Source organism: Segatella copri (assembly GCF_026015295.1).
Lineage (GTDB): Bacteria > Bacteroidota > Bacteroidia > Bacteroidales > Bacteroidaceae > Prevotella > Prevotella copri_C.
The window spans coordinates 352,812-366,793 of sequence record NZ_JAPDUW010000001.1 but is presented as its reverse complement, the minus strand read 5'-3'; the positions used below and the strand labels follow the sequence as shown (position 1 = coordinate 366,793).

General features: G+C 44.3%; 8 protein-coding genes. 4 read left to right on the top strand and 4 right to left on the bottom strand.

The window, feature by feature from the left end; translation table 11 throughout:
• Window positions 1-10: 10 nt before the first annotated feature.
• The 4 genes from ONT18_RS01410 to ONT18_RS01395 form a co-directional block, all read right to left on the bottom strand.
• Window positions 11-2,044, bottom strand: coding sequence for a hypothetical protein (locus ONT18_RS01410; protein ID WP_264903710.1), 2,034 nt, complete (start codon window positions 2,042-2,044; stop codon window positions 11-13).
• Window positions 2,045-2,086: 42 nt separating this feature from the next.
• Complete coding sequence (locus tag ONT18_RS01405; protein ID WP_218434017.1) at window positions 2,087-3,781, bottom strand: RagB/SusD family nutrient uptake outer membrane protein; 1,695 nt, start codon at window positions 3,779-3,781, stop codon at window positions 2,087-2,089.
• A gap of 19 nt (window positions 3,782-3,800) precedes the next feature.
• Window positions 3,801-6,965, bottom strand: a complete 3,165-nt coding sequence (locus tag ONT18_RS01400) for a SusC/RagA family TonB-linked outer membrane protein (protein WP_264903707.1) — start codon at window positions 6,963-6,965, stop codon at window positions 3,801-3,803.
• Between the two features lie 289 nt (window positions 6,966-7,254).
• Entirely contained in the window at window positions 7,255-8,205 is a 951-nt protein-coding gene (locus ONT18_RS01395) for an ATPase (RefSeq protein ID WP_118152665.1), read from the bottom strand.
• A gap of 176 nt (window positions 8,206-8,381) precedes the next feature.
• Here ONT18_RS01395 and ONT18_RS01390 point away from each other — a divergent pair, with 176 nt between their 5' ends.
• From ONT18_RS01390 to cls, 4 genes are all read left to right on the top strand, one after another.
• Complete coding sequence (locus ONT18_RS01390; protein ID WP_264903704.1) at window positions 8,382-10,742, top strand: mechanosensitive ion channel family protein; 2,361 nt, start codon at window positions 8,382-8,384, stop codon at window positions 10,740-10,742.
• Between the two features lie 76 nt (window positions 10,743-10,818).
• Window positions 10,819-11,568 (top strand): 3-deoxy-8-phosphooctulonate synthase, encoded by a 750-nt coding sequence (kdsA, locus tag ONT18_RS01385; protein ID WP_022120879.1) that lies wholly within the window; start codon window positions 10,819-10,821, stop codon window positions 11,566-11,568.
• A 61-nt stretch (window positions 11,569-11,629) separates the two neighbouring features.
• On the top strand, window positions 11,630-12,610 hold the full coding sequence (locus tag ONT18_RS01380) for a KpsF/GutQ family sugar-phosphate isomerase (RefSeq protein WP_117692157.1): 981 nt from the start codon (window positions 11,630-11,632) through the stop codon (window positions 12,608-12,610).
• Between the two features lie 60 nt (window positions 12,611-12,670).
• Window positions 12,671-13,936 carry a cardiolipin synthase gene (gene cls / locus ONT18_RS01375; protein WP_264903701.1) on the top strand — a complete coding sequence of 422 codons (1,266 nt, stop codon included), beginning with the start codon at window positions 12,671-12,673 and terminating at the stop codon, window positions 13,934-13,936.
• The last annotated feature ends 46 nt before the right edge of the window (window positions 13,937-13,982 follow it).

Genomic DNA, 13,982 nt, shown 5'->3' with positions numbered 1-13,982 from the left:
GCTATTAAAGTTATTGAATTGTGCAGGAAACAATCTCAATGTCGATGTTGTCGGTTGAGCCACCGTAGTCGCCAAAACCATCCAACTGAATTGACAGGTCGAGACATGTTGCCGTGAAGGTCTGTGTAGAACCGGTGGTATTGGTAAGTGAAACCGTAGTCTCACCGCCATTGGTATCTACTACAACAGCATCAGGAAGATCGTATGCACCTGGTTCCCATGTCTGCTTGATATTGTTATCAATCAAGGCACACTTAGGAGTCTTGCTCCATGTCACGCCACCCTTAATCTTAAAGGTAACGGTGATGGTCTGGTTCTTCTTCAGCTTCACAGACTTCACATCCTTGAAGAGTCCCACGCCTGTTTCACCATAATGATGGAAGCCGACGCGGAGGCAACCATTCTCAACCCACATGATACCCTCGTTGTGGATGATGGAATTGTCGATAGCCACCTTGGTAGGACCAACAGGACCGGTAGCAATCTTCTTGTAAGCCAACTTAGCTACGAGATAAGAGTTAACCAAGCCATTCTCATCCGTTGTCTCAGGAATACCGATAGTGAGATACTGATCATCGGTAGAGTTGCCAAGGATATAGAACTTCTTGCCCTTCAATTCGATGGTGCGCTTATCGCCTGCCACAGCAAATACAGAGATTTCCTTATCGAAGGTCATGGTATTCTCGGTGATTTTCACCTTACCATCTACCTCACCACATTCATAATTGTAAGAGCCATCAGAAGCCTTACTGATAGTCAACTCGAAGTTATCGATTGCCTTGTCGTCAAGAGCAGGAGCCCATGTAGTATTGTACTTACCACCGGTTACGCTCTCCCATGCCTTTACATTAGGAGAACCATTCCACCACAAGAAATCATAAGGAGTCTCAGAATCCAAATTGAAAGTCATCTTGCTACCAACATACTTGTCACCATTGATATCGGCAGTGAACAAGTCGGTATGAATATTCTCGAAAGTAGGAAGAATTGGCTTCACTTTCTCAATCAGATCCTGGTCTGCCTTAGGAATGCAGGTACCCTTGGTAGCAATTACATCCTCTGAAACGAAGTTCCATACAAGATACCAGTTGCCCTCTGAATTGGTACGTTTTGTCACCAACTGAAGGAGGTATGGAGTCAACTCAACAATCTGAATGTCCTGAGTATAGTTAGAGCAAACTGCATCAAAACCTATATTATGCATCGCATAGCAGTCGTTGAAAGTGATGGTAGGCTTGGTCTTGTCAGACAGGTTCATATTAAACTTACCCACCATATTAGAACCCGTGCTGGCACCCTTTGTGCCGGATTCACCACGATACATGGTAGCCACACAACCATTCTTTGCATCCATGCTGAATGTCATGTAAGAATCCATATAAGGATCAGTCTCAGTAATCAGCCAGCTCTGGAAGCCAGGATCCCAGTTTGGTTTCCAATTATCAGAGCCGAAGAGGATATCCTTATAAACGGCATTTGCCTCATCATCAGCAGTATATCCCTTACCGTCGTAGTCAGGATCGTAAGGAGAGCAATACATCACAGGACTCGTACAACGGCCGATATTGTAATTACCATCGCAAGGATACCATTTCTTGCTGACACCGGCAGCGAGCGTTTCGGCAGATGGGAAAGCCTCGCCCGTCTTATAATTCTTATCTGCCAGGAGGAACCACTTGTCATCGCTCAAGAGAGAGAAGTCGTTCTGTGAAAGACTCAACTTATAAGGTTCGCCATAAACGATACCACTAGGAGTTTCCACACCAAAGGTTACCTCATAATCGCCGGCAAAAGGAAGTTCCACGGTAAACGCTTTCTCTTGGGAGCGCCCAACCGGAGTAATCCAAAGAGAGGTGGCATCAGAAATCTTAGATTCCAGCTTTAATACGTTACCCTCAATGGTAACCGTATAAGCCTTACCCTCCACCAAATCTTCTGGAGAGTATGTCTTCTTGCCAAATCCGAAATCTTCTGGAGAGCAAGAAGCCATCAGGAAGACTGCTATGGCAGCAAGAAGCGTATATATAAGATTATGTATTTTCATATCTTCTTATTATTAAATGTTTATTATGTTACCTCAAAGGAATTACCATCCAGGGTTCTGAGTAAGAACTTTACCGGAAAGCGTAATCTGAGTATTAGGGATCTGCATCAAGCCTTTCTTGGTAGTGAAATTGCTTTCCACGAACTTGGTCGTAGCATCCACACCTCCATTCTTCACCTTGGCTCCATTCTGAGCTTTGGCAATGGCTTCAGCTGCATAAGCACCATCCTTCTTATAGCGCATCAAATCCCAATAGTGCACACCTTCGAAAGCCAACTCGATGGCACGCTCTTTGCGGATATTCTCAATGCTATAATCAACAGATTCCAGACCTACACGAGCACGAACCTTATTCAAGCCCCAGTCGTTACCATTCAACTCTGAATGCATCAACAAGACATCAGCATAACGCATGATGGTATAGTCCTGGTAATAAGTAAGGTTCTGGTGAGCAATACCCAATTTAAAACCTACCTCCTGACGTGTACCATCAGAGAAACACATTGGCGCATACTTACGGGTATAATAACCTGTATATTCGTATGTATCAGCCTCATCGGCAGTAAAGCCAGCATCCTGACAACTCCAAACACAGGCAGAGAAACGAGGATCGTTCTTATACTGCTCCACAAAAGCAGGAGTAACAGGGCAAGCGCCCCATCCACTGGCAATATGTACATCGTTTGCACAACGGTTACGAGGACCAAGGTAAACAGAGAATGTATTACCATCACCATCACCATCATAATTCTGAGTAACAGCAAACTTCATGTTCAGAACGATTTCCTTAGACAAATTACCCTGTCCAGACTTCCAACCATCGCCATCATACCACTTACCAGCGTAAGTAGTTTGCCAATTATATTTTGTAACATCGCCCGTCACGGTCTTGGACTCAGCGGTAATATCAGAAGAAGGCATCCAGAAATCCTTATAATTTTCTTCCAACTCATAGCCACCATTTTCTACCACGTCATTGATGGCAGCAGTAGCCTCTGCCTTAGAACAAGCAGGATGTTCTTCGCCATAATAACCAGTATAATAAAGGTACGCACGAGCTAATAAAGCCTCAGCTGCATACTTGGTAATACGACCATCATTGGTATTACGGTCACTCAATGGATAAGCATCAGCAGGAATATTCTCGGCAGCATATTTCAAATCATCGAAAATAGCCTGATATACTTCCTTGACAGGAGTACGAGGAACATTCTCCTCAGTCGGTACCAACAGCAAAGGTACATCACCAAACAAGCGGGCCAAATCAAAATACAAGATGGCACGGATGGCACGAGCCTCACCCATGATGCGGCCTTCGGTCTTGGTATCGCCATTCCAATTGATAGTAGCATCAGCCTGAATCAACTTATTACAACGGAAGATAGCCTTGTAATAGTTTACCCAGTCGGTGTTAAACATATCATTATAAGAAGGAGCAAGACCTGTATCAAACTGGTCGAGCACGTTATTATTCTTAGCATCAGAAAGTCCTAAACCAGCAAAAGCCTGGTCGGAAGCAAACTCTGCAGTAAGATACATGCCCACACCCTCATCACTAATTGTACGCTGCCAACCATCATAGCAGCCAATGAGATCCAGACCTGCAGCACCCGGAGTGCTATAAGCGGTCTCAGAGTTCATATCTGTTTTAGATGAAGTGTCGAGAAAGTCTTCGCAAGACGTAAATGTCAAGGCAGACAATATCAAAGCACTCATCAATATATGTTTTCTTTTCATGTTACTTTCTTTTAAAGAGTTAGAATGCAAGATTTAAACCAACGATGAAAGTACGTGGATGTGGATAGTAACCCATATCAACACCAGATACCCAAGAGTCGCTGCTGTTACCATCAGTACCATTGAAAGAACCGATTTCCGGATCCATACCATCATACTTGGTCAAAGTAAAGAGATTCTGTACCTGGAAATAGAGGCGCATCTTAGAGAGTCCCTTCCAAGCGATGAGTTTCTTGAAATCATAACCCAAGGTAAGATTCTGCAAGCGAATGTAATCACCATCCTGCAAATAGAGATCTGAGAAGAGCCAGTTACCTACATCTCCATAAGTAACACGAGGAATCTCATTGCTTGTACCCTCACCAGTCCAGCGGTTCAAGATGCGACGGCTATAGTTGGCCTGAGAAGAACTTGGATCGCGATAAGACTGTGCAATCTGGAAACCAGCAGCACCCGTAAAGTTTGCACTCAAATCAAAGCCCTTATAACCAAGGGTAAAATTGAAACCGAAAGTATACTTAGGAAGACCATTACCCAGGTCCACCTTATCATTTGCATTGATTACACCATCGTGATTAATATCAATATACTTCACATCACCAGGCTGAACATTACTCTGCATCACACCATTACCTGCTGCAATCCAGTTATTGATATCCTGCTGGTTCTGGAAAATACCTGCTGTCTTGTACCCCCAGAAGTAACCGATTGCATGACCATTCTCTGCACGATAGAACTCTTCTGCATTCTGATAAATCTGATTTTCCTGACCGTGGATGATACCATCCTTCGTTGGGATAGCACCTACTTCATTATGGTTGTATGCGAAGTTGGCACCTACACTATAGACAAAATCCTTACCAATCTGGTCATTCCAGGAAAGACCAAGTTCAATACCCTTATTCTTCACATCACCACCATTGATGATCGGACCACCTGTACCAGCAGTAGCCAAGACAGGAGCCTGTACCAACCAATCCTTAGTATTCTTGATATATGCATCAAATGTCAAAGAGAGTCGCTGGCGGAGGAAACGAGCATCCAAACCTACGTTATACTGCTCAGAAGTTTCCCACTTCACATTCTCATTCGCCAAACGGCTGGTATAAGCACCCATATTCCAACCAGTAGTACCACCATCAGTACCAAAGTTGTAATTGGTATTGGATGTAGATACAGGAGCCAAATACTGATAGCACTTGATATTAGCATTACCAACCTGACCCCAAGAAAGACGAAGTTTCAAGAAATCCAACCAAGAAGCACTTGATTTCATGAAATCTTCCTCAGTAATAGTCCAACCTGCAGAAACAGAAGGGAAATAGCCCCAACGATGACCTCTTGCAAACTTAGAAGAACCATCGGCACGCATCGTTGCATTCACCATATAGCGATCCTTCCATGACCAACCCATACGAGCGAAGAAAGACTGTCCACGAGTAGAATCGTATGGACCACCACTAATCTTGCGGTTTTCATTGCTCATTTCTGTATTGGCTACATAAGCATGCTCCCAATCATCAAAGCCGGCAGTCAGATTCAAGCCATAGCTACCTGTAGAACTACCATCATACTTACTGGTCTCACTACCAATCAAAGCACTGATATGATGTGATTTGATATCGAAATCATAAGTCAAAGTATTTGTCCATACCAAAGATGTACCATTACCGTGGCTCTGGTTTACAGATGTTACTCCATTACCACTCTGAGGAGTGAACTTGTAAATTGGAGAAAAAGAGCGATAGTTGGAACCGCCATAATTCACAGCAAAGACAGTCTTGAACTTCAAGTTCTTGATAGGTTCAATCTGCAAATAAACATTTGCATCCACAGAAGTATTCTTGCTCTGATTGTAACGGTTCATCATCATGGTACCATAAGGGTTGCCATCATTAGGATTCCAATCGGAATTGATAGTAGAATAGTAATTGCCGTCTGCATCATAAACAGGAACCAGAGGAGAAGTAGAGAAAGCACTACGGAGGTTGTTGTTATAGATATTACCGGTACCCATGCCACGGCTATCCTTATAAACAAAACCGATATGCTCACCAATAGTAATTAAGCCGTTATACATCTTGTGTTCTGAATTGGCACGAAGATTATACCTTTTATAATAAGAGACATCAGAACCGCCAATCAAACCATCCTGTCCGGTATAACCGCCAGAAATAGAATAAGTAGAAGTCTTGCTACCACCGGTAAAAGCCAAACTGTGGCTGGTGGTCAAGGCACCATTATCTACAGCCTGGTCAATCCAGTCTGTATTATATACATTACCATCTATATCACGAATAGCGTTCAAAGAAGTCCAATCTACAGGAGACATACCTGAGTTGAGACGAGCCTCATCCATAATCTGCATGTACTGGTTAGCATTGAGCATTTCAAACTTACGCCCCAGAGTCTGCCATCCTACATATCCATCGTATGTAATCTTACCGGAACCTTCCTTACCGCTCTTGGTTGTAACAAGGACTACACCATTGGCAGCCTGTGCACCATAGATAGCAGCAGAAGCAGCATCCTTCAACACGTCGATGCTCTCGATGTCGGCAGGGTTCAAGGTTGTGATATCACCACCCACACCATCAATCAAGTAAAGAGGCTGAGAGTTTCCTACGGTACCCAAACCACGAATGGTAACACTCATGGCTGCACCTGGCTGACCAGAAGTAGAAACGATGTTAACACCAGGTGTCTGTCCCTGCATGGCAGAAAGAGGGTTGGTGGTGTTAAGCTTGGCGATGTCGTCACCCTTCAACTGAACGGTAGCACCCGTCACCAGCTTTTTCTTCTGAACACCGTAACCTACTACGACAACTTCATCAAGTGACTGCTTGTCTTCATTTAAGGTTACGTTGATTGTCGAACCTGTAACTTTAATCTTTTGGGTGATAAAGCCCAGATACGAAACTTCGAGTGTTTGTCCATTTTTTGCTTCAATGGTAAAGTTACCATCCAGGTCAGTAACGGCACCCGTCTTTGTACCCTGCACCATGACACTTGCACCAATCAATGGTTCATTGTCACTGCCAGAGATGACAGTACCCTTAACCGTCTGAGCATTGAGGACACCCGCTCCGATTCCTAACATTGCCTGGAACACCAACATGATGGCTACCAGAGCAACTTTGCAGAGCATGTGGCTCTGCGAGAATTTCTGAGATGTTTTTCTCATAATTACTTTAGGTTTAAATTAATAATTGTTGCTTCTAGGTGTAATATAGGGCCTATGTAACATAGGTCGAATATTGCCTTTATATAAATAAGGTATAAGCCTCGGTTATGAGGATTGCCTCGATTTATCGTTGTTTACATTTACTTTTCGGGGGCAAAGATAGATAAAAAACAGACACAATGGGGTATGTTTTGGTTAATCAATTACGTATAAAATGTTGCGCAACCTACATTTTTTAACGAAAAAGCACCAAAATGTAGCATAAAATACATTTTGGTGCAAAAATAGTTTAATTAATATGATATTTTATCAACCCCGGCATCGGGGCTTTCAAAATCTGGGAAATCTTGAGATGAAACTCATCCTCCATCACATTTCTCAAAGGTGATTCAAAGTAATAGGCAATGCTTCCAACAAAACCAAGCATCGGGATTTCTTCTTCCAAGGATGAATGCCATGCCTTCATGCCTGGCTCCAACTGGCTTATATCCTCGGTGCTCGCCTTGACATATTTAATATAAGGTGTTAGATTCTTTGCGTAGAACTGATTGAAACTCTCCAGTATCATGCGATAGAGAGCCATCGCTTCGTTCAGTTCGTCAGTCCCGTTCTCGTGTTTCTCACCTTCTGCTATCTGTTCTGAGATAAAAGGACAGATGGAAGCCAGGAAGCGATTGGCAAGCGGCTGTCTGTACACCTTATTAATAATAGTAGGATAATCCAAGCCCGACCAGGCAAGATATTTATTCTTTAGAGATACAGGCAATGTGCCCTTGAAGATACCATTGAGGAAAAGTTTGCCGATTACTGCCCCACTACCCTCATCGCCCAGGATATATCCCAACGGAGGCGTGTTCATCACAATCTTCTCTCCATCGTAAAGACAACTGTTGGCACCGGTTCCCAAAATACAGGCGATACCCGGTTTCTTGCCAAAGAGGGCACGGGCTGCTCCCAGCATATCACCTTCTGCCTCAACCTTGGCTTCGGGAAAAGACTGCTGCAAGAGTGATTTCATGCGAGACTTCATCGCCTCGGTTACTCCACTGCCATAAAAGAAAACCTCCTGAGGCTGCTCTGACAGAACAAGTTCCTTACACAACACATCCAATATCTCGGCATCACTCTGATGAATCGGACTGATGCCCTGCGTCTTACAAGTAACCATCACGTTACCCTGTTCATCAACCAGAGCCCAATCGGTCTTGGTACTGCCACTATCTGCTATGAGTATCTTCATATTCTTATCTGATTAATTAACGTATTCTTTGACGTTGCAAATGTAATCAATTTATATGAAAAATGCAAAAGATAACCCTAAAAATCGAACGTAAAGGTGCTAATATATCAAAAAAGGCGATTTTCTCTTTGCTTTTTCATGAATTATTAATAACTTTGCAGTCAAATTTACCAAATATGAAGAAGAGACTATACATCATAATTCTGCTGATGATGGCATTCGTGCTGCCAAGCAACGCTGTGCTCAAGGAAGCTAACCTGGACACAACGCTCTATATGCTGCGCACTGAATTGACCAACTATCATATAGACTTGGAAAGACAGAACCAAGCTGCCAAGGCTCAACAGTTGGCGGTAATTCAGGAACTCATCAGTATTGTGAAACAGGCTGACCAGAACTCCATCATGCTCTATTCACAACGCAACGGGTATATTTTCGACATGACGTATGCCTGTCATGAGGCTACAGAGCAGTTTAAGAAGTTTAAGTCGAAGGCTGTTCCTTTCCGCCAGATGATCAAGAAGAACAATGTTGAGGTGGCGCGTTTCGATTCGCTCATCAACTATCTCTACGGCATGAACACCATGTTTCTCAGCGAAGAAGCACAGGTGAACCGAAACGTTGACCTGACTCTGGCAGTCAATATCCGCCGCCAGCTGGTAGAGAAACAGAAACAGCTGCAAGCCTATGTGCAGGCTTACGACCGAACCGACCGTAAGTTACAGGCACTCAACGACTATGCCAACCGCAGATACGAAGATATCCAGAACAGCATCTTCAATAATGGAGGCGACAACTATCTGCGCATACTCCGCAATATCAGCATGAACTATAAGGAGGCAAAGACGTCTGTAACCGAGAAATACAAGCCCGTACCGGGCATGATGTCACAATGGGATGTTCGTATCATCTTCATCCTCTTTGGTATCATCATCTTCTGGGGGCTCATCTCCATCTTCCTCAATCTCTTTACCATCCGCATCGTGATTACCCAACTCATGAAGCATGGTATGTTCGAGAACAGAAAGGAAAGTTTTATGGCAAAACGACCATGCCTTATCATGGCTATGACAGTAGTAACCTTCGCAGTTATCCTGGGTATCGTAAGAATGGCGGTTACCCAGAACTTCGTGATTATGGCAAGCCAGCTGCTGGTAGAATATTCCTGGCTGGTTGGCGTCATCCTGGTATCTATCCTGCTACGTGTAGACAACGATAAGATCAAGAATACCTTCCGTATCTATTCGCCATTGATGCTGGTAGGTTTCATCGTTATCGTGTTCCGTATCATCCTGATACCAAACGACCTGGTAAACCTTATCTTTCCACCAGTTCTTCTGCTCTGCGCTCTCTGGCAGTGGAATGTGATTGGCAGAAAGCACAACCAGGTATTGCGCACCGACAAGACATACGCATTCATATCGCTTGCCGTATTCGGAGTAAGTACCATTTTTGCCTGGACAGGTTTCACACTGCTTGCCGTCCAGCTTATCATCTGGTGGACCATGCAGCTTACCTGCGTGCTTACCATCACCTGTTGCGAAGGATGGCTCAGCGTATATGCCAAGCGTAAGAAGTTGGCAGACAAGGCGATTACCGACAAATGGCTGTATCGCTTTATCTATAAGGTATTGCTCCCTATTTCAGGCGTGTTCTCGTTCATCATCTCTATCTACTGGGCAGCAGATGTATTCAACATGAGTGATACGACATGGGAGATATTCAACAAGGATTACATCAAGACCAGCAACTTCACAGCATCGCTTTTCAGTATTTCAGAGGTAGCTTGTCTGTACTTCCTGTTCAACTACATCAACATTACTTCTGTAGATTTCATGCGTCATCACTTCGAGAAGGCAGACCCGGCGTCGGCTGCCTCAAAGATTGTGATGTTCAAGAACGTGATGCAGGTGATTATCTGGGGTATCTGGCTGATGATAGCCCTGAATGTATTCCAGGTTGGTAAATCATGGCTGCTAGCTATCTTTGCCGGCTTATCAACCGGTCTGGGTTTTGCATCAAAGGATATTCTCGAGAACATCTACTACGGCATCTCTCTGATGATGGGCCGTGTGAAGGTGGGTGACTATATTATCTGTGACGGCACCCGTGGTAAGGTAAGCAGTATCAGTTATACCTCTACGATGCTGGAGGCTACCGACGGTTCGGTCATCGCTTTCCAGAACTCGCAGCTCTTCTCGAAGAACTACAAGAACATGACCAAGAATCACGGTTATGAGTTGGATATTCTGGAGGTAGGTATTGCTTATGGCAGTAATGTGAAGGAAGTGAAACAGATTCTGATTGATGCCCTCATGAAACTGGACTGTATCTATCAGGACAAAGGTGTAAAGGTGTTACTGAAGAGTTTCGATGACAGCTGCATCACACTCAGAATTGTGGTATGGGTGAACGTGCTTACCCAAGCCATCGACGATGCCACTATCATGGAGTGCATCTACGATACGCTCAACGATCACAACATCGAGATTCCGTTTCCACAGCGTGAAATTACAATTAAACAAGTTAATAATTAACAGTTTGTAGTTTACTGTTAATAGCAGGTTATCCCCCTATTAACTGTAAACTATCAACTATAAACTATAAAAAGATATGGCAACATTCATAGCAGGTCCTTGCGTCATCGAGTCAATGGAACTATTGGAAACAGTAGCTCAGGAACTCGTCCGCATCAACGAAAAGTTAGGAACCCAAATCATATTCAAGGCTTCATTCGACAAAGCCAACCGTACCAGCATCCACTCTTTCCGTGGTCCAGGACTGGAGAAAGGACTCCAGATGCTGGGAGATATCAGGGAGAAGTACAACCTTCAGGTTACAACAGATATTCATGAGAGTTATCAGGCTTCAGCAGCAGGCGAAGTATGTGATATTCTCCAGATTCCAGCCTTCCTCTGCCGACAGACCGACCTTCTGGTTTCTGCAGCCAAGACAGGCAAAACCGTCAACATCAAGAAGGCACAGTTCCTGAGCGGAAGAGATATGAAATATCCTGTAGAAAAAGCATTGGAGAGCGGTGCCAAGGAAGTTTGGCTCACAGAACGCGGCAACTGTTTCGGCTATAACAATCTCGTGGTAGATTTCAGAAACATCCCTGACATGAAGGAGATTGTGCCAAATGTCATCATGGACTGTACCCATAGCGTTCAGCGCCCGAGTGCAGGTGACGGCAAGACCGTAGGCGACCGTAAATTCGTTCCAGCAATGGCAAAGGCGGCTAAAGCTTTCGGAGCTACCGGCTACTTCTTTGAAGTACATCCAGACCCAGACCAGGGCAAGAGCGATGCAGCCAATATGCTGGAATTAAACAAGTTGGAATCACTTATAGAAGAACTCCTGTAAGTGAAGAACGAAGAAACAACGTTCGGCGTCCGAAGGGAAAGCCAATTCAAATGATTTAGAAATGACCGATAAAAATAACAATATAGATGATAAGATTGTTCGCGGTTATGGCGAACAGGCTCTTAGAGACGAGGCGCAGGCCATCCTCGACCAGATACCTTATCTGGACGACAACTTTGAGAAAGCTGTAGACATGATGTATCATTGCCAAGGCAAGATAATCGTTACTGGTGTGGGCAAGAGTGGACACGTAGGTGCCAAGATTGCCGCTACACTTGCCTCTACAGGCACACCAGCCTTCTACATCAATCCACTGGATGTCTATCACGGCGACTTAGGTGTGATGACCGACAAGGATGTGGTTTTGGCACTGAGTAACAGCGGTCAGACCGATGAACTGCTTCGTTTCATCCCGATGGTACTCCACATGAATATTCCTATCATTTCCATCACCGGAAATCCAGATTCCCTGCTGGCAAAATACTCCAACCATCATATCACCGTAAAGGTAAAGAAGGAGGCTTGTCCGCTGAACCTCGCCCCAACCAGCAGTACTACTGCAGCATTGGCTATGGGTGATGCACTGGCTATCGCCCTGATGCAGGTACGCCACTTCAAGCCTCGTGACTTTGCACAGTTCCATCCTGGTGGAGAATTAGGCAAACGACTGCTGACCACAGCAGAAGATGTGATGCGCAGCGATGATATGCCTATCATTCCTAAGGAAATGCATCTGGGCGAGGCTATCATCCACGTAAGCAAGGGCAAACTGGGATTGGGTATCTCATTGGATGAAGACAACCACGTTATCGGACTTATTACCGATGGTGATATCCGACGCGCCATGGAGAAATGGCAGGCAGAATTCTTCAACAAGACTGTAAGCGACATCATGACCACCACTCCGAAAATGGTGACTCCGAAGACGAAGATTTCGGAGATTCAGCGCATCATGCACAAGTATAAGGTGCATACGGTACTGGTTGTAGACAAGGATAATCATTTAAAGGGCATTGTAGATCACTATGCCTGCATGGTATAATTTTTTAGGCACGGATAACACAGATTACACGGATTTATAGATAACACGGTTATAGATAAGATGAGATATTTTTTATTAATAGCAACATTATGGCTGTCTTGTTCGCTGTGCAGCGCACAGACTAGCGATTCACTGATCGTAAATCAGCTTCGTGGGAAAGGTGTGAGTTTTTCTCACGATAACTCAGTAACCCTACTGATGAACGGTCAGGAAAAGTTTGATGATATGTTCCAGGCAATCCGACAGGCTAAACATAGTGTACACCTGGAATACTTCAACTTTCGCAACGACAGCATCGCCTCCCTCCTCTTCGACCTGCTAGCTCAGAAAGTCAAGGAGGGTGTAAAGGTGAGAGCCTTATATGATGGTTTCGGAAACTCTTCCAACAATAAGCCTCTGCGAAAGAGACATCTCAAGAAAATCCGTGCCAACGGTATAGAGATTTATGAATACAAGCCCCTGAAGTTTCCATGGGTACATGCAATTTTCAACCGTGATCACCGTAAAATCGTAATCATTGACGGACAGATTGCCTACACAGGCGGTATGAACGTTGCCGACTATTATATAAAAGGTACGAAGGTTGTAGGAGAATGGCACGATATGCACTGCCGCATCGACGGAAGCGAGGTGAATACCCTGCAGAAGATATTTCTCAAAATGTGGAATAAGGTGAGCGGACAGAATGTGCACAGCACTGAGTTCTGGAGATATAAGAAGAAGGATTATCTGGTAGAGAATCTCAAGCCAGATACGACAGCAACAGCCTACAGAAAGATGGTCGGCATCATCAACCGCGAACCGCATATTACAAAGGATATCATCCGATATTTCTATGTGAATGCCATCAATGATGCACAGGACAGCATCAAGATCATCAGCCCCTACTTTACCTTGAGTCATAAACTCAAAAAGGCATTGAAGAATGCTGTGAAAAGAGGAGTAAAGGTAGAAATCATGCTCTCTACCAAGAGCGATATTCCGCTGACTCCTGACTGCGGTTTCTATAATGCCCACAAACTGATGAAGGCAGGATGCAATGTTTGGATGTATACACGAGGCTTCCACCATACCAAGATTATCATGGTAGACGGCAAGTTCTGTACCGTTGGCAGTGCCAATCTCAATGCCCGAAGCTTGCGCTGGGACTATGAAGAGAATGCAGTGATTGTGGATTCTTGTACTACACAACAACTGGTACAGCTCTTTGATGGAGAAAAGAAAGACAGTTTCTTACTCAATGAGAAGAACTGGAAAGAGTGGCGTACGGGCTGGCAAAGATTCAAAGGATGGTTTGCAGCAAAGGTACTCACTCCATTCTTGTAAAAACAAGATATAAGTATAACCCAACTTTCACTAGCAGAAGTAAAAC